Raw genomic sequence first — 21,934 nt, 5'->3', positions numbered from 1 at the left:
GGAACTTCGGGCTCTGTGCAACGAGGTCCCGCGAACCCCGCCAGGCCCGGAAGGGAGCAACGGTACCGGGAACGCCTCGGGTGCCGCAGATCACCCGAAGTTCCTCGCTTCACAAATTCTTCCGCTTCCGGAGCACTGCGGCCGTATGAGCTACCAGGTTATCGCCCGCAAATACCGCCCGCAGACTTTCCGCGATCTCGCCGGCCAAGCGCACGTCACCGAAACACTGGCCAACGCCATCCAGCTCAACCGCGTCGCGCACGCGTACATTTTTTCCGGAGCGCGCGGCGTCGGAAAGACCACCGCCGCGCGCATCCTGGCCAAGGCCCTGAACTGCGAGAAGGGGCCGATCGCCGAGCCCTGCGGGGTGTGCACTTCGTGCACGGAGATCGCCGCGGGCAGCTCCCTGGACGTGATCGAAATCGACGCCGCCTCCAACCGCGGCATCGACCAAATCCGCGAACTGCGCGACATGGTCCGCTACGCACCCGCCGCCGCGCGCACCAAGGTGGTTATCCTCGACGAAGCGCACATGCTCACCGACGAGGCTTCCAACGCCCTGCTGAAAACGCTTGAGGAGCCGCCGGACCGGGTCATCTTCGTGATGGCCACCACCGAGCCGGAAAAACTTGCGGACACCATTCGCTCCCGCGCGCAGCATTTCCATTTCCGCGCCCTGACCTTCGGAGAAATCACCGGGCGCCTGCAGGAGATCGCCGGCAAGGAAGGCCTGCAGATCGAAACGGACGCGCTGGGTGTGATCGCTCGCGCCGCGGAGGGCAGCCTGCGCGACGCGCTCTCCCTGCTGGAGCAGGCGCGGGCATTCTGCGGCGACGTGATCCCCGACAAGCAGGTGCGCGAGCTGCTGGGCATCGTTCCCGAGGACGCCCTGGACGAACTGGTGGGGGCCATCGCCGAAGGCTCGGCCGACCGCGCGCTGGCGCTGGTGCACCGCTTCCAGAAGGAAGGCCGCAACTTGCAGCACTTCTGCCGCGAAGCGATCCGGCACATGCGCAATCTGCTGATCGCCCGCGTCTCCGGCGCGGATTCCGAACTCATCGCCGCCACGCCCGAGCAGCGCCCGCGGCTTGCGGAAGCCGCCGCCCGTTTCAGCGAGGAAGAGCTCACGCGCTATTTTCAGATACTGCTGGAGACCGACGAAGATCTGCGGCGCAAGCTCGATCCCCGGGTGCATCTGGAGATGGGCGTGCTGCGCCTGGTGAATGCCACGCGGCTCGCGCCGCTGGAAACGCTGCTCGCGGAATTGCGCGATGGCGCGCCGGCAACTCCGCGCTCATCGGGTAGCTCATCGGGCAGCACGGCGGGCAGCGCTTCCCGAGTACACGAACTTCCCGCGGCGCCGCCCGCACCACCCGCGAAGATGGCGGCCGGGGCCGCGGCATCAGCTTCTGCGCCAGCGGTAGCTTCCTTCACTGCTCCAACGCCGATACCGCGCAGCATTGCGCCGCCGGATCCTCCGGCGCGCGCTGAATTGCAGGACGATACATGGCCTGACAGCGCCGCCGTGCTGACTGCGGGCCTGGGCGATGCGCAAGTCGCGGAGATCATGGCCGCCGTGCAGGCAGAGAAGAAATTTATCGGCGAGCTCCTGGAACATGCGCGGCGCTGGGAGCTGGAAGGCGCGGAGCTGCGCCTGTACTTTGCGCCGGAAAGCCGTTCCTTCGCCGGACTTCTCGAAGGGCGCGAATCGCTGGAGAAGGTGCGTGCCGCTTCCAGCAAAGTGCTCGGCCGGTCCGTACGCGTCTGTGTTAAACTCGAAAGCGGGGCGGCGGGAGTTTCCGCTCCGCGCGCGCCGTCCGGAACGCAGGAGTTGCGCGAGCAGTTTGAGCGCGATCCGATGGTGCGGGCGATGCTGCAACGCTTTGGCGGAAAAATTTCCGAAGTGAAGCGGCGGCAAGAGGAATAATCATGGAAGTAGGCGCTTTGCAACAGATGCTCTCGCGGTTCCGGCAGCTGCAGGAAGATCTGCAGCGCCAAGTGAACGCGGTCACGGTGGAAGCCTCGGCCGGCGGCGGCATGGTCACCGTAAAGATGAACGGGCAGAAGCAGGTGCTGGATGTGCGCATCGAGCCGGAGGTCTTCGCCAGCAAGGACCAGGAGATGCTGCAAGATCTGATCCGCGCGGCCGTCAACGAAGCCGCGCGCCGCGTGGACGAAGAGCTCGCCAGCCAAATGAAAAATCTCGCCGGCAGCGTGCCGGGCATGGCCGGCCTGAAAATCCCCGGCCTCTTCTAGCCTGCAGGCTTTCTTCCCAAGCGCTCTCAGTGTTCCGTGTGTTAAATTCTCTTCCGCGCAGGTTCACGTAAAGCTGCGTCGCGACGTTAGTATATGTGACCGCGAAGCGGTCAACTGCAAGCGTGACCGCGAAGCGGTTAACTGCAAGCGTGACCGCGAAGCGGTCAACTCAGGAAACGAGACCCATGCCGGATTTCGCCGCACCCATTGAACGCCTCATTGAGCAGCTGAAACACCTTCCGGGAATCGGCCAGAAGACGGCGCAGCGCCTGGCCTTCCATCTCCTGCGCATTCCCGCCGAAGACGCCCTGGCGCTCGCCGACGCCATCCGCGACGCCAAGCAGAATATCCGCCCCTGCTCGGTCTGCCACAACATCACCGACACCGATCCCTGCCTGTACTGTACCGGTGCCAATCGCAGCCGGCGCACGATCTGCGTCGTCGAAGAGCCGCACAACATCATGGCTATCGAGAAGACCCGCACCTACAACGGTTTGTACCACGTCCTGGGCGGCTCACTCTCCCCGCTGCAAGGGCGCGGCCCAGACCAGCTCTTCATTAAGAGCCTGATCGAACGGCTCAAGGGCGGCACGGTCGAAGAGATCATCATCGCCACCAATCCCACCGCCGAAGGCGAAGCCACTGCGATCTATCTCTCCAAACTGCTCAAACCCCTGGGGGTGCGCGTGACGCGCATCGGGGTGGGCATTCCGGTGGGAGCAGACCTGGAATACGCCGACGAGATCACGATGCTGAAGGCGATGGAAGGACGGAGGGAGCTTTAGTAGTTCTAGTACCACTTTTCAACGCATTCCTCTAGCCCACTCTGCGCATTTCGGTGTACAGTCCGTGTTCCGAGAATATCTCTTGCCTTGCGGAGAGGTTCGATGCCCAGCTTGGCGAGTTACATGGCGCAATATGACCATGAGCATTCTTCCCCATGGAACAAATTGTTCCACGGCATTGGCATTCCCCTGATTTTTGCGGGAATCGTGTGTCTATTTCTCAGGAAGTGGTCCCTGGGAGGCGGTTTGTTCGTGGGCGGGTGGGTGTTGTTATTTTCTGGGCACCGTATCGAAGGCAATAATCCGGCATTTTTTCAGGGGCCAATCTATTTGCTGGTAGGGCCAATCTGGGTGGCAAAAGAAGCATGGATGTTCCTGACTGGTACAGTGCGTGCGGACACTCCCGGAAAGTCCGGGGGACCGCCAACATAAGGGCTTTTATAACTTAAAGTTACGGGAGACGGAAGAAGCGGGATTATGGATAAGAGTGGAAGCAATCTTGCTGGACATAAGGGCGAGATTGTGTCACCTACTGCACCAAACCCGGCCGCGGAACTGAGCAAACGGCGGAGCACACGGATTGTCCAGGCCGTGCCGCTGGTGGTTACGGGTGTGGACGCGCTCGGCCGGCCGTTCCAGGAACGCACTTCCACGCTGATCATCAACTGCCACGGCTGCCGCTACCAGTCCAAGCATTACGTTTTGAAAAATATGTGGGTGACGCTGGAGATCCCGCACCCGGAGACCGGCCATGCCCCGCGCGTGGTGCGTGGACGGGTGGCGTGGATCCAGCGACCGCGCACCGTGCGGCAATTGTTCCAAGTGGCCATCGAGCTGGACGTGACCGGCAACGTCTGGGGCATCGCCTTTCCCCCCGATGACTGGTTTGCTTTTCCGGACTCTGCGGCCAGCGCCGCGGCCGTGCCCGCCCTTCCGGCAAGTGCCGCGCCGGCAGGCGGCATGCCCCCTGCGGAGACGCAGCCCACGGAGGAAGCCGGCGTTTCTGCCGCAGCGGCGGTACCCGAGCACCCCGAAGTCGAACTGCCCATGGACAATCTGCGCGTCTTTCCGGCTCCGACCGGCACCGACGCCTCGCTGCAATTGGCGCGGCAGATGACCCGGCTGCTCAGCGACGCCAAGCAGCAGATTCAGGCGGCGGCGCACGAAGCCGCACGCCAGGCGGTGGCCGAGCAGGCCCGCGTGTCGAGGCACGAGTGGCAAGCGCAGTTTGCGGCGGCGCGCGAGGAGCTTTCCGCGGAAATCGTGCGCGCCGGGGAAACGCTGCAGCAAGAGAGCGAAGCCCGCGCGCGCGCGGCGCAGAGCGCGGCGGGCGAAGCCCTGCAGGCGGAGCTGCCCCGCTGGATCGCCCCGCAGGTGGAACAGCTGACGCGCACACTCACCGAACAGTTTCAGCGGGAAAGCGCCGCGCAGAAGAGCGCGCAGGACCAGCAGGCGCAGAGCATCGCGGAAATGTTGCGAGCCGCGCGGCAGAGCGCCGAGGAATCCGCGGAGCAGTTGCGGGCCACGGCCAGCCAGTCCGAAGCGCTGCTGGCCGCGCGCGTGGAAGTAGCCGGGCGCACGCTGGAAGAGAGCGCACAACGCCTGGCCCAGAGCGCCACACAGGACCGCGAAGCGCTGGCACGCTCCGCCGAAGAGCTGCGGCAGCAATTGGCGGCCACCTTCAGCGCCGCGGAGGCTTCCTGGCAGGAACGCCTGGCGGGGCGGCTGGACGCGGCGCACGCCCAGCTGCAGCACACCCTGGAAGATTCCGTGAAGTCCGCGGCGCAGCAGAGCGCCCAGGCCCTGGCGCAGCAGGCCGCCGCAGCGCAGGCCCGGCTGCAGGAAGAGGCGGGCCGGCAGCTGGCCGCGCTGGGGGAACGATCCGCGGCCGCGGCGCAGGAAACCGAACAGCGCCTCGCGGCGCTCCGAGACACCGCCGAGGCCACTACCCGGCGCCTGGAAGAATCCGTTGCCGCTTCGTCGGCGCCGGTGGCGCACATGGAACAGTTCTCTTCCCGGCTGGAAGCGGCGCAGAAACAGGCGCTGGAAGGATTCCAGAGCCATCTCGACGAGATACTCGCGCGCTACCGCGAAGATCTGCAGCAGCGCTCGGAATCGCTGCTGGAGGAAACCGGCAACCGCGTGCGCTCCGCTTTCCAGGATTCCAGCCGCGAAGCCGCAAGCAGCTTTGAAGAGCAGATGCGTTCGCTGGTCCAGCCGCAGATTACCAGCGCGGAGGAGGCGCTACACCGCCTGACGGGCAGCCGCTCGCTGCTGGAAGCGGCCACCACGCTGCAGGAAGACCGCGTGCGCAGCATGACCGATGAAGTGCTGGCCGGGGCCCAGGAGCGCATCCGGGAAACCCTGGGCACCGCGGAGAAAGAGTTGCAGGAGGCCGCGCAAGCCGTCGTCTCGCGGCAACTCGCCGATCTCGACGCCAAGAGCAGCGACCTGAAACACACCACCATCGAATCGCTCTACAAGTCCGCCGAATGGTACGAGAAGAAGGCCCAGACGCAACTGCAGCACCTGATTGAAAAGGGCGTGGAGCAGGCCGGGGCGCAGCTGCGCGAGCGCGCCGGAGAGGTTTCCGGCGTGTTTGCCTCCGAAGTGGACGCCTACAGCCGCAATTTCGTGGAACACGCGCAGCAGCAGATGGAAGAGGTGGTGCGCGACGCCTTCGAACGCTCCCGCGCGCTCTTCTCCGAGGCCGCGGAGACCACCTCCGCCGCCTTTACCGACGAGATTCAGCGCCACGCCCGGCAGGAGATCGACGGATTTGACGAAGGGCTGCGGAAATCGCTGGACGATACGCGGACCCAGGCTGAAGCCGTCCGCCAGGAGCTTGGGCGGCACATGACCGCCGAGCAGGAAGCCTTCCTGCGCCGCTTCCGCGCGGGCATGAGCACCGCCGTGGAAGCCGGGGTGAGCGAGGCCCAGCAGCAGGTGCAGGGCGGTTTGAAGCAAGTGCTCGATTCCTGGCACGCCATGACCCAGGAACACCAGGACAAGCTGCGCGAGACCTACGGGCGGATCGGCGACCAATCTGTGGAGCAATTCCGCGGGCGGCTGGAAAACGTCTCCAACTCCTGGATGCTGGCCACCGTCACCACACTGGACCGGCAGTCCCGCGACGTGCTTTCCGGCGTGGCCCATGCCGCCGAGGAAAAACTGCGCGAAACCTGCGCCAACGTCTTTGCCAATGTCGGCGACACCCTGCGCGACCGTCTGAAGGAGATCGCCGCGGGCTTCAAGCCTCCCGAATCCGGGCGCCCCGCGCACTGATCGGCCGCACTCGCGCCTCCCCGGCGCGTTCGCTTCCACCGCATCCTCCCCGGTATAATGGCGCGATGGCCAACCGAGCCTATCTGCGTCTTTGGACGCGCGAGTTCTCCGAGTCCACGCTCCTGGAACAACTGGTGCGCTTCCTGGCCACCGTGCCGCATTCCGCGTCCGAGCCGCACTTCACGCAGCTTGTCGTGCAGTCCATCGACGCCGCGACGCCGCCGGTGGCGGAGTGGGACCTGCGCGGGCAGGGTTATGGCGCGGCGGAGGTTGCCGCGCTGGCGGCGCAGCAACTGTACGGGGACACCGCCTATTTCGTCTCCGCGCGCTGGGATCTCTGGCAATTCCAGCTGGAAACCATGAAGTGGCAGAGCGCGCCCGCGCCGTTGATGCTGCTCTGCCACGGCCCGGACTACGACGACGGCCTGGCGGCCTCTGCGGGGCATTTTGCCGCGGACCTGGGTTTCGAACATTTTTTCACCGGGCATGCCGGCCTGCTCACCCGCGCGCTGCCCGCGCTGGCCGGCGAGCCCCTCGCGGCCGAAGACGCGGTCGAACACACCTTTCTGCGCTGGATGTCCACCGAAGCCAACCTGCGCGAATATCACCAGAAGACGCGCGAGAACATCCAATCCTTGTTCGGCTGGATGGCGGCCATCGAGCGCGCGCTGCCGGTGGAGCGCACGGAACTGTGGTCGGAAGGCGAAGAGAATTTTGAAGCCCGGCTGGATGAGATTTTGGCCGTGCGCTGACGGGCTTGGGGCGCCGGACGCGCGGTCCTTCCACCGGGGATGATCTGCCGTTAGAATGCATATTCGCGGCAGCGGGTTTCGAATGAATATGATCAGAAGACCAACCATGTTGGTTTTATTGTGCGCCACGGCGGCCGCCGGGCTTTTCGCCGGCTGCGGTGGCGCGGAGACGCCTGCGCCGAGGCCGGCGGCGGAAGCGCCGGCCAAGCCCGCCGTGCCGGCGGAAATTCAGAGCGCGGCGCAGGAGCTGCTAGGTACGGAAACGCAGGTGCTGGCGTTCGGGGACCTGGCCAAGACCGGGAACCAGCAATTTCTGGCCGCCAACGTGGTGCCGAAAACGCCGACGCATAATCTGCCGGGGACGATCGTGACGCGCGCAGTCGTCGCGGAAAAGAAGGACGGCCAATGGACGGAACTGCTGCGCTGCGATGAGCACCTGAAAAACAGCAAGGGCTATCTGGCGCTTACGCCGCTGGAGCCGGTGACCGGCTGGCGCCTGCAGTTCGAGCAGAGCGCCGTGCAGGGTCTGGTGCTGTACTTCACGCCGCTGCAGCTGGCCAGCTCGCCGCACGTCCTGCCCATCGGGGTGCGCTGGAACCCGGCGACGAAGCGTTACCAGTCGCTGGACCGCAATTTTGAGAATTTTCTTCCCGAGGCGGCGTCGCTCGAGAATGCGCGGTCGCGACTGCGATGAGCAAGCCGGCCACAACTGCCGCCGGGGGCACACGCCAGGCGCCGCCGCCGGGCTCCGCTTGGAAAAACCTGGTGGGACTGCTTCCTTACCTGCGGCGCTATCGCGGAATGATTGCGCTGGGGATGTTCACGCTGGCGCTGATGGGCATTCTCGGCAGCCTTGTGCCGCTCTCCACCGGCATCATCACCGATACCCTGGCGGGCAGTCCGCTGCCCTTCGCGCATGGCGCGGCACCAGGGGCGGCCACGGCCGTCAGCGGGGGCTGGCTGAGCCGCATGGTGCCCTTCTATGCGCCGCACAGCAGGCAGACACTGGCGTTCTACTGCCTTGTGCTGATCGCCTTCATCGCCCTCAAAGGAATTTTTTCATTCTGCACGCGCATGATCCTCATCGGCGTCTCCCGGGACATCGAATTCGACCTGCGCAACGACTTGCTCGGCCGCCTGCTGCTGCTGGAGCCGGAGTTCTACGTGCGCAACCGGACCGGCGAGCTGATGTCCCGGGCCACGAACGACCTCAATGCCGTGCGCATGGTGCTCGGCCCGGGAATCATGTACAGCGCGACGACGCTGGTGACGATGATGCTGGCCATCGCCATCATGCTGAAGCTGTCGGCCTCCCTGACCCTGTGGGTGCTCCTGCCGGTTCCTGCGGTGGCCCTGGCCGTGCGCCATTTCGGAAAGGTCATCCACGACCTCTACGAACAGATTCAGGCCTCGCTCGCGACTCTCTCCGCGCGCGTCCAGGAAAATCTCTCCGGGGTGCGCGTCATCCGGGCCTACGCGCAGGAAGAGGCGGAACTCCGCGGCTTCGATGCGCCCAACCGCGAATACGTCGCACGCAACGTGGAGTTGATCCGCACCTGGAGCATGTTCATGCCCTCGCTGCAGGCGCTGATCGGCACCACCTTTCTGATCGTCCTGTGGAAAGGAGGTTCCCAGGTGATCCGGCATCAGATTTCGATCGGCGCCTTCGTCTCCTTCTTCACCTTCCTGGGGCTGCTGGTGTGGCCGATGATCGCGCTCGGCTGGGTGACCAACATCTTCCAGCGCGGCGCCGCCTCCATGGGCCGTCTGAATTTCATCCTGACCGCCGAGCCCCAGATCAACGACCGCGCAGCGACGGTCCCCGCCGGCACCGTGCCCGACGGTGCGATCGAGTTTCGCAACCTGACCTTTGCCTATCCCACGACGTTTCAGGCGGCCGCGGAGCGGCCGGCGCTGTCCGGGAACGGAGCGAACGGCGGCACGGGCCGAACGGAAAATGAAGCGGTACTGCACGACATCAACCTGCGCATCGCCGCCGGCACAACAGTGGCCATCGTGGGCCCCACAGGCAGCGGCAAGACCACGCTGGCCACGCTCATCGCGCGGCTGTGGGAAGCGCCGGCAGGCAGCCTGCTGCTGGACGGAAAGCCGCTGCGCGAATGGCCGCTGGAGACGCTGCGCCGCGCCATCGGCTACGTGCCGCAGGACACCTACCTCTTCAGCGAGACCATCGGCGAGAATATCGCCTTCGGCATCGACAGCGCCGATCCGGAGCGCGTGCAGCGCGCCGCGCAGATCGCCAGCCTGGACGGCGACATCCAGGGTTTTCCGGAAAAGTACGAAACGATGGTGGGCGAGCGCGGCATCACGCTCTCCGGCGGGCAGAAGCAGCGCACGGCCATCGCCCGGGCGGTGATCCGCGATCCGCGCATCCTGATCCTGGACGATTCGCTTTCCAGCGTGGATACGCAGACCGAGGAGCGCATCCTCACCGGGCTGCGCGGGATTTTTCACGGCCGCACCACGGTGCTGATCTCGCACCGCTGCTCCACCGTGCGCAACGCCGACCAGATTGTGGTCTTGCGCGACGGGCGCATCGTCGAGCGCGGGACGCACGAGGAACTGCTGGCGCGCGGCGGCTATTACGCGGACTTGTACCAGAAACAACTGCTGGAAGAAGAGCTCGAACGGGCATGAGCAATCAGCACGAAGAAGAAGCACTCGGCAAAGCCTACGACGCGCGTTTGATGCGGCGGCTGCTGCAGTACTTGCGGCCGTACAGGTGGCGGGTTATCTTTGCGCTCACCCTGGCCGCAATCGTCATCCCCCTGGAGCTGGCCCCGCCAAAACTCTTCCAGGTCGCGGTGGACCGCTACATCCTTCCCGGCGCGAACAGCCTGCTTACGGCCGCCCAGGCGCGGCACGGGATCGTCTGGATCAGCGTCATCTTTCTGCTGGTCCTGACGGTGAATTTCCTCGCGCAGTACATCCAGATCCGCATCATGCAGCGCGTGGGCCAGCAAACCATGTTCGACATGCGGCGGGAGATTTTCGGGCACCTGCAACGCCTGCCGATGAGCTATTTCGACCGCAATCCGGTGGGGCGCCTGGTGACCCGGGTGACGACCGACGTGGACGCCCTCAACGACCTATTCGCCGCCGGCGTCGTCACCATGATCAACGACTTCTTCCTGCTCGCGGTGATGGCCGGCCTGCTGCTTTATCTGAACTGGCGCCTGGCGCTGGCGGCGCTGGCGGTGCTGCCGTTCATTCTTCTCGTCACGTTCGTCTTCCGCAATTTCGTGCGCGATGCCAACCGGCGCATCCGCACGGCCATCGCCCGCATCAACTCCTTCCTCCAGGAATACATCAGCGGGATGAGCGTGGTGCAGCTCTTCAACCGCGAGCGGAAGGCCAAGGCCGAATTCGAGCGGCGCAACCGCGATCACATGCTGGCCTACAAAGACGCCATCCTGGCCTTCGGCCTCTTCTATCCGACGGTGGAATTTCTCGGTGTCGCGGCCATCGCATTGCTGTTCTGGATCGGCGGGTTGCGCATCTTCGCCGACAAGCTGACGCTTGGCGTGCTCATCGCCTTCATGCAGTACGCGCAACGCTTCTTCCGGCCGATCCAGGATCTCAGCGAGAAATTCAACATTCTGCAATCGGCCATGGCCGCCTCCGAGCGCATCTTCAAGCTGCTGGACGAGCCGATCACCATCCAGACGGCAGCCGATGCCCGGCATCTCGCAGCGCCGCGCGGCGAGATCGAGTTCCGCAACGTCTGGTTCTCCTACAGTTCCGCCGTTGAGCCTACCGACACGGACTGGGTCCTGCGCGACGTCTCCTTCCGCGTCGCGCCCGGACAGACCGTGGCCATCGTCGGGCACACCGGCGCCGGCAAGACCACGCTCATCTCCCTGCTGCTGCGCTTCTACGACATCCAGCGCGGGGCCATCCTGCTGGACGGAGTGGACATCCGGCTCCTGGACCTGCAGGATCTGCGGCGGCATTTCGGCATCGTGCTGCAGGACCCCTTCCTCTTCACGGGCACGATCGAATCCAACGTGCGCCTGGGCACTTCCGGGATCTCGCGCGAGGAAGCGGAGCGCGCGCTCGACGAGATCGGCCTCGGGGCCTTCCTCCGCTCGCTCAGCGAAGGCGTGGCCACGCCGGTCAACGAACGGGGCTCGACGCTCTCCGTGGGCCAGCGGCAACTGATCAGCTTTGCGCGCGCGCTGGCGCACAACCCGCGCTTCCTGATCCTCGACGAAGCCACCTCCAGCGTGGACACCAAGACCGAGCTGCTGATCCGCGAAGCGCTGGACCGCCTGCTGGCCGGGCGCACGGCACTGGTCATCGCGCACCGCCTGAGCACCATCCAGCACGCCGACCAGATCCTGGTCTTCCACAAGGGCCGGCTGCGCGAGCAGGGCGCGCACCAGGCGCTGCTGGCACAGCGCGGCATCTACTACCGCCTCTATCAGCTCCAGTACAAGGAACAGGAGCTGCGCCTGCCCGCCGGTTCGCCCGGCGCGCCCGCAGCTCAGCTCCCGGCCAATGACTGACGCCGCCGCGCACTCGCCGGCCCGCCGCGCGAGGTTGCGCGCGCGATGACCTCCATGACGCCCACGCCCATCCTGCTCTCCGCCGGCGAAGCCTCCGGGGAGATGTACGCGGCGAAACTGGCCACGGCACTGCGGCAGCGCGCGGACGTGGCGCTATTCGGCATGGGCGGCGCGCGCATGCGCGAAGCCGGAGTGGAGACCGTCACCGACTACTCCGAAGTCGCGGTGGTGGGCATCACCGAAGTCTTGCGGCACCTGCCGTCCCTGCTGCGCGCTATGCAGCGCCTGGTCTCCGAAGCCGGCCGCCGCCGACCGCCCCTCGCCGTGCTCACCGACTTCCCCGGCTTCCATCTGCGGCTGGCGCGCAAGCTCCTCCCACAGGGCGTTCGCAATATCTATTTCGTCTGCCCGCAGTTCTGGGCCTGGCGGCCTTGGCGAGTGCGCCTCCTCCGGCGGCGATTCGCGCTGGGCCTGTGCATCTTTCCCTTCGAAGAGAAGTTTTTCGGCGATGCCGGGGTGCCCGTGGAGTTCATCGGCCACCCGCTGGTGGGAGAGGTGCGCGCGGCGCAGAGCCGCGAGGCGTTTTGCCGCGGCAACGGCCTGGATGCGGCGCGGCCCATCGTCACGCTGCTGCCGGGCAGCCGCAGCAGCGAGATGGCCCGGCATCTGCCCGTGCTCCGCGAAGGCTGCGCGCTCATCCGGAAGAGCGTTCCCGGGGCGCAGTTCGTTCTGGCGGCGGCTCCGGAAAGCGATTGCGGGGCGTTGCGCCGGGGCTGGCCGCAGGAGTTCCCCCTGCGGGTGGTCGAGGGCCAGACTTACGACGCGCTGGCCGCCGCGGATGCGGCCATCGTCTCCAGCGGCACGGCCACGGTGGAGGCCGCGCTGCTCGACGCCCCCATGGTGGTGATCTACCGCGTCAGCGCGCTTACCGCGCTGCTGGCCAAGCCGTTCGTGCGCACGCCCTTTTTCAGCATGGTCAATCTCATCGCCGGGCGCCGCGTCGTGCCCGAGCTGATCCAGAAGGATTTTACCCCGCAGCGCGTCGCCCAGGAGGCCCTGCGCCTCTTGCAGCAGGAGGCTGCGCGAACCGAGCTGCGCCGCGGGCTGGCGGAAGTCCGCGAGCGCCTGGGGCCGCCGGGGGCCATCGAGCGCGCCGCCGATGCCATTGTGCGCATGTTGCGCACCAGGCCAGGCAACGCTTCCTGAAGGGTTTGCTATCCTATGGAGTGCCATTCGCACCTGAAGAATAAGGAAGGAAGGTCCTTGCGCCGACCAATCTCGTTTTTCTCGCTGCCTCTGCTGCTGACCAGCTTCCTGGGGCTCGCCGCTGCCCTCCCCGCACAGCAGCCGCGCCCGCAAAGTTTCCGTGCCGAGCACTACGACGTGGCCGCCTCGCTGGACGGCGCCGGCCAGACGCTGTCGGCCACCGCGCGCGTCACCTTCCTCGCGGCGGAAGCCTCGCGGCTCGTGGATGTGGAGCTGCATCCGAATCTGAACGTCACAGCCGTTGTGGAGGAAAACGGCAAGCAACTCCCGTTCGAACGTGACCAGCAGAGCCCCTTGCTGCTCCACGTGACACTCCCGGCGCCCGTGGCAGCGGGCAGCCGCGTGACGCTCACCTATTCCTATACGGGAATTCTGGCCAACGAGGAGAACAGCCCGGTCCCCGGCGTACGCCTGGCCTCCATCACGCCCGAGGGCGCGTATCTGCTGCTTCCCGCGCGCTGGTTTCCCCTGACCGGCTATCCGGCCAGCCGCTACACCGCGAAATTCCGCCTGGAGGTGCCGGACAGCTACGCCGTGGCCGGCACGGGCAAGTCGGAGTCCCCCACGCCGCTGCCCCACAAGAGCGGCGCCACGGGTGGCCGGCTGCTCTATGTTTTTCAGTGCGACACACCCGGTCCCGTGGGCACGTTTGTCGCCGGCAACCTGCAGTATTCGCCGACGCAGGCCGAGGGGCTGGACGTCGCGGTATACGCGCCGCGCGCGGCATCCGCAAACGCCAAAGAGTTCGCCGGGAGCATTGCGCGCGCCGTAACCATCTTCTCCGATCTCTTCGGGCCGCTGCCCGATCCCAGCCTGACGATTATCCAGCTCCCCGATGGCACGCTGCGCTCGTTCGCCGCGCCCGGCGTGCTGCTGCTCAGCCAGCGCTTGTGGGACCCGAAAGGCAGCGACCGCACCATCGCCGGGCTGGTGGCTGCGCAGTGGTGGGGCAATAGCGTGCTCCCGGCGAGCCCCGCGGATGTATGGATCAGCGACGGCCTGGCGCGTTACTCCGAGGCGCTCTATGCAGAGCAGAACGCGGGCCGCGAAGCGGGGCTGCGCACGGTGGACGAGTTCGCCGTGGGCGCGCTGATGTACGAGGACGCCGCGCCGGTGGCCCAGGCGCAGCACCTCGCTCCCTACTCCAGCGACTACCGCAGTGTGGTGGTGAACAAGGGCGCGATGATCTTCCACATGCTGCGCGCGCAGATGGGCGATCTGGCCTTCAAGTCGCTGCTGCACGAGTTCTACGCGCGCTACGCCGGGAAGACCGCGCGGCTCGAGGATTTCGAGGCCCTGGCCATCGAAAAAGCGCAGGCCGCGGCGCTGCCCGGAAAGCCGGCGCCGAATCTGCGGCCGTTCTTCGCGCAGTGGCTCAACTCCACGGGCATCCCGGAATTCAACATGGAGTACGTGGTCTACCGCACGCCGAAAGGCTTTCGCGTGGTGGGCAAGATCAAGCAGCCTCTGGACACCTTCAGCATGCCCGTGGAACTGCGCATCGACACCGAAGGAAACCCCGAGGAGAAGACCATCCAAGTGGTCGGGACGGAATCGGACTTCACCGTGGAGACCTTCGGGCGGCCCAAGCCCGGGGGAATCAAGATCGATCCGAACAACGTGATCCTTAAGGCCAGCACGTCGCTGCGCGCCCGCGCGGCCATCGCGCGGGGCGAAGAGCTCGCGGAAGCGGGCCGCTACTACGACGCGATCACGCAGTATCAGAGGGCGCTGGCCATCCAGCCCAACCGGTCGCTCGCCAATTTCCGCATGGGCGAGGCCTTCTTCTACCAGAAAAACTACCAAGCCGCGGCCAACGCCTTCCGCGAAGCTACGCAGGCCGTCCCGGAGCCCGCGGAGAAGTGGACCGAGGTGTGGTCGCACATCTATCTGGGGAAGATTTTCGACCTGATGGGACAGCGCGAACGCGCCGTCAACGAATACAGCAAGGCCAAGCAAACCAACGACGACACCGGAGGGGCGCAGGCGGAAATCGAGCGCATGCTGAAGAAGGCCTACGCGGAACCCGGCAGCGCGCCCGCCGCTCCAGCCACTACCGCACCCACACCCACCGCGCCGCCACCGCCGCCGCCCGGCGACCGCCCGGTCTTGAAAAAGCCGCCGCAGCCGTAGCCGCCACAGGCAAGACGGATCTAGTAGCTCAAGCGTCCCGCGCTACAAGATCTTTTGGCAAAAACTTATCCGGAAATTTTCTGCCCGCTCTATCGCGGGCCGGGGATGCCTGCGAGCCCAGTCAGCTGGGCGCCCGGGACACGCTTGTGGTGGATGAGGACGGAAAAGCGCTCGCCCATGCCTTCCGGGAAGATCAGGTTCTTGAGGAGCAGGCGGGCGCGCACGCGGTCGGCTTCGCTGGCGCCGGGTTCGTAGAGATCCGCGAAGTCGTTGCCCTGCCCCAGCGCCAGCAGAAATTCCGTCTGCGAGACGCGGCCCACGCGCTCGAGGCCGGCCCTGGCGCCCCACTGCTCCAGGGCCGTGAAATTCACATGCGCCGTGAGGTCCTGCTCGCCCGGCGCCGCGTAGTAGTCTTCGCTGGCGCGGTGCCTCTCGTACGCCAGCAACGTGCCGCGCATGTGCCGCTGGTCGTACAGCTCCGCGGCCGCGTGGCCGTAATCCGCGGTAAGCAGGAAACCGCGCTCGATGCGCCGCCCGATCTCGGTGATCCAGTCGCAGGCCTCCAGACCGGCCTCGGCCTGCTGGCCTTCGCGGAGTTGGATGCCCAGCGCCACGAAGTATTCGGAGATGGCGCAGGTGGAAAGCGGCGCCAGTTGTTCCGCGAGTGCGCCCGCGCGCTCGGTGACGAACAGTTCCTGGAGCGCGCCGCCCTGCATGACGACCCGATGCACCGGCAGCGCGTCCACGAGCTCGTTGGAAATGAGGCAGCCTTGGAGAAGCCGCGCGGGAATTTCGAGGGCTACCGCGCAGCGGCCAGCCGCGATGTGCCGGGCCAGGCCCCCGGAAGCCTGCTCGCGCCGCGCCTTCGAACGCTCCACGGCGACGTAGCGCAGCGCGCCATACAGCTCCGGCAGGCGCGTCTCCGCAAAATCCAGGATGTGGCCCGCGAGGCGGCCCACGCCCGCTCCCGCTTCCACCACGGAGAACGCCTGTGGCCCGCCCATCTGCGCCCACATCTCGGCGAGCTGGCGCGCCAGCAGGCGCCCGAAGATGGGGTGCACGTCCACGCTGGTGTAGTAGTCGGAAAAGCGCCGCGCCTCGCTCCGGCTGTAGTAACCGTGCAGCGGGTGATAGAGGCACTCGCGCATGTAGTCGGCGAAGGTCAGCGGGCCCTGGCGGCGGATGCGTTCCACGAGCAGAGTAGCTAGCGGGGTCTGCCGGCGGGATTCGGTCATGGCGGAGTCAGGTCCTTCTCGAGAGCCGCGCTCACGCCGTGGCGGCTCCCCCGGCGTCGCTCGCCCGGAGCTTCTCCCAAGCGCGCTCGAAGACGCGGCGGGCCTCTTCGTCAAAGAGCACAAAGTAGATCGTTTCGATGGCGCTGTTGCCGGCGAGATGCTGCGCCGCTTCCCGCAGCATGATCTCCGCGCACTCGGCGATGGGAAAGCCGGCAATCCCCGTGCCGACGGCGGGAAAGGCGATGGTCTTGAGGCCACGCTCGGAAGCCAGGCGCAGGGAATGCGCCGTGCAGCGGCGCAGCGCTTCCGCGGTGGCCCGTCCGCCCAGCTCCATGCTGGCGGCGTGGATGACATGGCGCGCCTTCAGCTTGCCCCCGCCGGTGATCGCCGCGCCACCCACGGGAATGCTGCCGATGGCGTCGCACTCCTTCTGAATCTCCTCGCCGCCCTTGCGCCTGATGGCCCCGGCCACGCCGCCGCCCAGCCACAGATCGTTGTTGGCGGCGTTGACGATCGCGTCCGCGTCCATCTCCGTCAGGTCGCCCCGGCGGATCACAATGCGCTCTGCCAGCTTCTTCATGGGCAAGCCTCCCCCCGGCGGCGCTTCCATTATCCCTTTTTCTCGCCCGGCTTGGCCTCCGAATAGTCAAAGACCCCGCGTCCGGCCTTGCGCCCCAGGCGTCCGGCGCTCACGTACTGGCGCAGCAGCGGATTGGGGCGGTATTTATCGCCGAGCGTTTTGTGCAGATTCTCGAGAACGCCCAGGCGGACATCCAGGCCCACCAGGTCCCCCAGCTCGAACGGCCCCATGGGATGGTTCAGCCCCAGTTTGAGCGCCTTGTCGATGTCCTCGGCGGAGGCGATGCCCGTTTCGAGCATGGCGAAGGCCTCGTTGCCGATCAGTGCGTTCACGCGGCTGGTGATGAAGCCCGGCGACTCGCGCACCACGACCACCTCTTTGCCCATGCGCCGCCCCACCTCGCGGCACGCGGCGATGGTCTCCTCCGAAGTTTCCAGTGCGCGCACCAGTTCCAGCAGCTTCATCTTGGGCACGGGATTGAAGAAATGCATGCCCACGCAGAGCTCGGGGCGGAAGGTCATGGCCGCCATCTCGGTGATGGAAAGGCCGGAGGTATTGCTGGCGAGGATGGCGCGGGGCCTGGCGAACTTGTCGAAGAGGGTGAAGAGCTCGAGCTTCAACTCCATCTCCTCGGGCACGGCCTCGATGAGCATGTCGGCTTCGCGGCAGGCGTCTTCCACGGAGCGCACGGTCTCGATGCGCTGGAGCGCCGCGTCACGCACCGCGGCTTCGACCTTGCCGCGAGCGACGCCTTCGTCGAAGGCCTTGCGGATCCACGCCATGCCCTGTTCGAGCGACTCCGGCATCATGTCTTCGAGAATGGTGCGGTAGCCGCCCAGCGCCGCGGCGTAGGCGATTCCCCTCCCCATCGTTCCTGCACCGATCACGGCAATGCTCTTCACGTCCATGGGCTCTCCTGTCTTCAGCGCGGGAACATCCGCGCTGCGTTGTCGTAGAGAATCTTGCGCTTGGCGTCCTCGCGGATGGGAAGCGCACGAAACTTTTCCATGTTGCCCTGGATCTCCGGGACGCCCGGGCCGGGCCAGTCGGTCCCCCACAGCACCTTGTCCGCGATCTCCGCGATGCGTGGAAAGTATTCCAGGAGCTTCTGGGGCGGGATGCCGGAAATGTCCATGTGCATGTTCTTGTGCCGCCGCACCAGAAAAAATGCTTCCTCCATCCAGAGGGGCCGCCCGCCGTGCGCCAGGATGACCGTGAGATTCGGGAAATCGATGCATACATCGTCGCAGAGGATGGGCTGGGCGTGCACGTTGCGGGCACCGGGGAAAATGGAGGTTCCGGTGTGGATCATGAGCGGCAGGCCATTGGCCTGCGCCCGCTCGTAGACCGCCGCGAGCGCTGCGCAGCCGTCGCGGTAGGAATTCGGCGTGATCACCTGGTGGGAAGGATGCAGCTTCAGCGCGCGGATCCCCAGTTTCACGAGGCGATCCACCTCCGCACCCGCATCCGCCACCGTTCGCGGAAGCACCGACCCGAACGCCAGCAAACGGTCCGGAGCCGCTGCACAATAGTTCACGATCCAATCGTTTACCTCCGGCGTGAAACCCATGATCTCCGGGCTGACATAATTGATGAGACCGGCGCGCTCGATTCCCAGCCCGTCGAGAAATTTCAGGAATAGCCTGGGGTCGGCAGAGTAACGCTCGACGTCCGCATAATCCTTTCTCCCGCGCTTGATCATCGCCAGCGCCTGGGGCCGGAACATGTGCAGCGGCTGAATGTGGATGTGAATATCGATGACCGGCTGCACGAATTCAGTCGTTCCCGTCCATAGAGTGCGTGCGCCCGTCCCACACTTCTTCCAGAGCGCGGCGCGTGTACAGCTGCAGCATCTCGCGGCGGTAGACGGGCGTGGAGCCCGAGGTGGTGAGCGGCTTGCCTCTCTGGATCGCGGCGTGCGCCACGCGCTCAATCAGCTCCTGCGAATATTTCCTGCCGATGAGCGATTCGCCGGCCTGGTGCACCAGCAGCGGCGCTGGATTCACCGCGGAAATGGCCACGCGCACGTCGCGGCAGATGCCGCCGCCGTCCACGTTCATGGCCACGGCCACGCCTGCCAGCGGGTAATCGATGGAATTGCGCAGGCGCAGCTTGTTGTAGACGCCGCGCCAGCCCGCCTTGGCCGCAGGCAAAAGCACCGCCGTCAGGATCTCGCCCGGCCGCAGCGCGATCCGGTCCATTCCGTCGTTGCGGTAGAACGACTCCAGCGGGATGCGCCGCTCGCCTGCCGGACCGGCGATCTCGATCTCCGCATCCAGCGCCAGTAGCGCCGGCGCCGTGTCCCCCGACCAGACCGCCCAGCAGCGGTTGCCGCCGGGCGCGACGTGGCACACCGTGCCCTCTTTCTTCAGGCAGCCGCCCAGCGACTGCCGCCAGAAGTACGACTGGTTGTACCAGCGGCAGCGCGTCTCCAGGCACAGGTTGCCGCCCAGGGTGGCCATGTTGCGCTGCAGCGGGCCGGCCACGGTGGCCGCGGCGCTGGCCAGGACCGGATATTTCTGCCGCACCACCGGCTCCGCCAGCAACTCGCTCAAGGTGGTCAGCGCGCCGATGTGCAGTGCGCCATCCTTCACCGTGCGGACGCCGCGCAGCCCGGAAATCTCCTTCAGCCCTACCAGCACCTGTGGCGCATACAGCCGCATCTGCAGATTCGGCAGGATGTCCGTGCCGCCTGCAAGAATCATCGCTTGCGGGCCGTGCTGCGCCAGAATGCGCACCGCCTCGTCCACGGCCTTTGGCCGAACTACGCGCAACGTGGGAAGGCTCATGCCGCACCTCCGGTCTTCTTCGAGCCGCCCGCTGCCTGCTCGCGTTTCTGCTTCTCGCGGATGGCTGCGAGAATTTTTTCCCGGGAAAGCGGGAGCGTGTTGATGCGCACGCCCACCGCGTCATAGATGGCGTTGGCCACCGCGGGGATCGCCGCCGCCAGCGAGCCTTCTCCCGCTTCTTTTGCGCCGAAGGGCCCTTCGGGGTCCTCGCTCTCGACGATGATGGATTCGATCGGCGGCGTCTCGAGGGTCGTGGGGATGCGGTAATCCAGCAGCGAGGGATTCATCAGCCGGCCCTCGTTCCACTCCATCTGCTCCTGCATCGCCTGGCCCAGCCCCATATACACCGAGCCGATGACCTGCCCGTCCACCGACACGGGATTGAGCGCCTTGCCGCAATCGTGCGCCGCGACCACCCGGTGGATGGTGACCTCGCCGGTCTCCGGGTCCACGGAGACCTCCGCGGTCTGCGCCCCGTAACTGTAAGACGGCGACGGCCCGACGCCCGCGCCTTTATACTTTCCGCCGCGCGACTCTTCCGGAGGCGCGTAGCTGCCGCGCGCCACCAGGGTGCCGTGGAAATCGATGGCCCGGACCACCGCTTCGTCAAAGGGCATGCTCTGCGCCGGATCGGCCTTCACGAAGATCTGCTCGTGGCGCGCTTCCAGGGCGTCCGGCGCGCAGCCGAATTTCTTCGCCACCGCGGCGAAAATCTGCTCGCGCATGTTTTTTGCCGCTTCCAAGCAGGCGTTTCCGGCCATGAACGTGACCCGGCTCGAGTAGCTGCCCAGATCCACCGGAGTCAGCTCCGTATCCGCGGCCACCAGCTTGATGCGTTCCGGCCGCACGCCCAGCACCTCCGCGGTAATCTGCACTTGTATGGTGTCCGACCCCTGCCCAATATCGGACGCCCCCGTGAACACCGTCACCGCCGCGTCGCGGTCGATCTTCATGTTCACCGTGGTGTGCGGCATGTTCGAGCGGATGATGGGGTTGGCCGCGCCGCTGACGTAATGGCTGCAGGCGATGCCGATTCCGCGGCCATAAGGCAGCTTGCCGTTCTTCTCGCGCCAGCCGGAGCGCTCCACGGCTTTCTCGATGCATTCGGGAAGGCCGTAACTGGTGACGCGCAGCCCGTTCACGGTGATGCACGGCGCCGGCAACAGATTTCTGCGCCGCACTTCGGCCGGGTCCAGTTGCGCGTCGCGCGCCAGCATATCCAGCATGGACTCGAATGCGAAGCGCACGTTTACCGTGCCGTGGCCGCGCATCGCCCCGCAGGCCGGCTTGTTGGTCAGCACGCGGCAGCCCTCGAAGCGCAGATTCTGCACGTCGTAGATGGCGCCGAGCAGCGCCCCGGAATAGAGCACCGTCACCGGGCCGTATCCGCCAAACGCCCCGCCATCCTGCACTACGTGCGCCGCCACCGCGGATATCTTGCCTTCCCGCGTCAGGCCCATCTTCAGGTCCACGATGGTGATCGGCCGGCCGCGGTGCGCGTAGAAAACCTCCTCGCGCGTGTAGGTGATCTTCACCGGGCGCCGGGCCTTCTTCGCCAGCACCGGCGTGATCACCTCCAGCGGGATCACTTCGCTCTTGCCGCCAAATCCGCCGCCGACCATGGGCTTGATCACGCGCACCTGGCTCATCGGCAGTTCCAGCACGTCGGCAATGGTACGGTGCAGGTAGTGGGGCACCTGCGTCGAGGAGTGCACGGTGATGCGCCCGTCGGGCTCCCAGACGGCCAGCGTGGAGTGCGGCTCCATCGCCGCGTGGTTGATCTCCGCGGCGACGTAGCGTTCTTCGCGGATGAAGGCCGCCTGAGCGAAGCCCTGCTCCAGATTCCCGAACTCGTGTTTGTACTCCTTCTCGATGTTGTGCGGGCGGTTCTCGTGAATCCAGTCCTTCTCCGCCTTCATGGACTCCAGAGCATCGGTCCACGGGGTGAGCACCTCGTATTCCACTTCGATCAGCTCGAGGGCGCGCTCCGCCGCTTCCTCGCTGGTGGCGGCGACGGCGGCGATGTTGTCCCCGATGTAGCGCGCCCTGTCGAACGCCAGCGCGTTTTCATCGTGCCCGATAGGCAGCACGCCGTAGGGCCGCGCGGTGTCGCGTCCCGTGGCCACCGCCTTCACTTCCGGCAGGGCTTCCGCCTTGGACGTGTCGATGCGCACGATGCGCGCGTGCGCGTGCGGCGAATGCAGGATCTTTCCAAAGAGCATGCCCGGGACGGCGATGTCGTTGGCGTAGAGGCCGAGACCCGTCACCTTCCCCGGGGTATCGGTCAGGGGAATCGATTTGCCGATAATCGAATGGGTGGACAT

17 protein-coding genes and 1 other RNA gene are annotated in these 21,934 nt (G+C 66.1%); 12 read left to right on the top strand and 6 right to left on the bottom strand.

Features of this window, described 5'->3' with window-relative positions; translation table 11 throughout:
• The first annotated feature begins 4 nt into the window (after positions 1–4).
• The 12 genes from ffs to LAN61_07370 all read left to right on the top strand — a co-directional run bounded on the left by ffs (position 5) and on the right by LAN61_07370 (position 15,006).
• Positions 5–103: signal recognition particle sRNA small type (ffs, locus tag LAN61_07425), an RNA gene on the top strand.
• 42 nt (positions 104–145) lie between these two features.
• Positions 146–1,927, top strand: a complete 1,782-nt coding sequence (gene dnaX, locus LAN61_07420) for a DNA polymerase III subunit gamma/tau (protein ID MBZ5540336.1) — start codon at positions 146–148, stop codon at positions 1,925–1,927.
• A 2-nt stretch (positions 1,928–1,929) separates the two neighbouring features.
• Positions 1,930–2,256, top strand: coding sequence for a YbaB/EbfC family nucleoid-associated protein (locus LAN61_07415; GenBank protein MBZ5540335.1), 327 nt, complete (start codon positions 1,930–1,932; stop codon positions 2,254–2,256).
• Positions 2,257–2,441: 185 nt separating this feature from the next.
• The gene (recR, locus tag LAN61_07410) at positions 2,442–3,041 is read left to right on the top strand and encodes a recombination mediator RecR (protein MBZ5540334.1); all 600 of its coding nucleotides are present in this window, start codon (positions 2,442–2,444) and stop codon (positions 3,039–3,041) included.
• Positions 3,042–3,143: 102 nt separating this feature from the next.
• Positions 3,144–3,473, top strand: a complete 330-nt coding sequence (locus tag LAN61_07405) for a DUF962 domain-containing protein (GenBank protein ID MBZ5540333.1) — start codon at positions 3,144–3,146, stop codon at positions 3,471–3,473.
• Positions 3,474–3,563: 90 nt separating this feature from the next.
• A complete protein-coding gene (locus tag LAN61_07400; protein ID MBZ5540332.1) occupies positions 3,564–6,326 on the top strand; it encodes a hypothetical protein in 2,763 nt (920 codons plus the stop codon).
• A 65-nt stretch (positions 6,327–6,391) separates the two neighbouring features.
• Positions 6,392–7,078: a hypothetical protein gene (locus LAN61_07395; GenBank protein MBZ5540331.1), complete on the top strand. Its 687-nt coding sequence runs from the start codon at positions 6,392–6,394 to the stop codon at positions 7,076–7,078.
• A gap of 106 nt (positions 7,079–7,184) precedes the next feature.
• Positions 7,185–7,772: a hypothetical protein gene (locus LAN61_07390; protein ID MBZ5540330.1), complete on the top strand. Its 588-nt coding sequence runs from the start codon at positions 7,185–7,187 to the stop codon at positions 7,770–7,772.
• Positions 7,769–9,736, top strand: a complete 1,968-nt coding sequence (locus LAN61_07385; protein MBZ5540329.1) for an ABC transporter ATP-binding protein/permease — start codon at positions 7,769–7,771, stop codon at positions 9,734–9,736. The genes LAN61_07390 and LAN61_07385 overlap by 4 nt, the downstream gene beginning before the upstream one ends.
• Complete coding sequence (locus tag LAN61_07380; protein ID MBZ5540328.1) at positions 9,733–11,607, top strand: ABC transporter ATP-binding protein/permease; 1,875 nt, start codon at positions 9,733–9,735, stop codon at positions 11,605–11,607. The genes LAN61_07385 and LAN61_07380 overlap by 4 nt, the downstream gene beginning before the upstream one ends.
• A 45-nt stretch (positions 11,608–11,652) precedes the next feature.
• Positions 11,653–12,813, top strand: coding sequence for a lipid-A-disaccharide synthase (gene lpxB / locus LAN61_07375; protein MBZ5540327.1), 1,161 nt, complete (start codon positions 11,653–11,655; stop codon positions 12,811–12,813).
• A gap of 57 nt (positions 12,814–12,870) precedes the next feature.
• Entirely contained in the window at positions 12,871–15,006 is a 2,136-nt protein-coding gene (locus tag LAN61_07370) for a hypothetical protein (protein ID MBZ5540326.1), read from the top strand.
• An 89-nt stretch (positions 15,007–15,095) separates the two neighbouring features.
• Here LAN61_07370 and LAN61_07365 read toward each other — a convergent pair whose 3' ends face one another.
• The 6 genes from LAN61_07365 to hcrA are packed head-to-tail and all read right to left on the bottom strand — an operon-like array spanning position 15,096 to position 21,934.
• On the bottom strand, positions 15,096–16,241 hold the full coding sequence (locus LAN61_07365) for an SAM-dependent methyltransferase (protein MBZ5540325.1): 1,146 nt from the start codon (positions 16,239–16,241) through the stop codon (positions 15,096–15,098).
• Between the two features lie 31 nt (positions 16,242–16,272).
• The gene (locus tag LAN61_07360; GenBank protein ID MBZ5540324.1) at positions 16,273–16,821 is read right to left on the bottom strand and encodes a macro domain-containing protein; all 549 of its coding nucleotides are present in this window, start codon (positions 16,819–16,821) and stop codon (positions 16,273–16,275) included.
• A gap of 29 nt (positions 16,822–16,850) precedes the next feature.
• On the bottom strand, positions 16,851–17,729 hold the full coding sequence (locus LAN61_07355) for a 3-hydroxyacyl-CoA dehydrogenase (GenBank protein ID MBZ5540323.1): 879 nt from the start codon (positions 17,727–17,729) through the stop codon (positions 16,851–16,853).
• Between the two features lie 14 nt (positions 17,730–17,743).
• Positions 17,744–18,592, bottom strand: coding sequence for an amidohydrolase family protein (locus LAN61_07350; protein MBZ5540322.1), 849 nt, complete (start codon positions 18,590–18,592; stop codon positions 17,744–17,746).
• Positions 18,593–18,596: 4 nt separating this feature from the next.
• The gene (locus LAN61_07345) at positions 18,597–19,610 is read right to left on the bottom strand and encodes an FAD binding domain-containing protein (GenBank protein ID MBZ5540321.1); all 1,014 of its coding nucleotides are present in this window, start codon (positions 19,608–19,610) and stop codon (positions 18,597–18,599) included.
• A complete protein-coding gene (gene hcrA / locus LAN61_07340; GenBank protein MBZ5540320.1) occupies positions 19,607–21,934 on the bottom strand; it encodes a 4-hydroxybenzoyl-CoA reductase subunit alpha in 2,328 nt (775 codons plus the stop codon). Before hcrA ends, LAN61_07345 begins: the two co-directional genes overlap by 4 nt.

It is taken from the genome of Terriglobia bacterium (assembly GCA_020072785.1).
Taxonomy (GTDB): domain Bacteria; phylum Acidobacteriota; class Terriglobia; order Acidiferrales; family UBA7541; genus Acidiferrum.
This window is presented reverse-complemented; position numbering and strand designations above follow the sequence as displayed.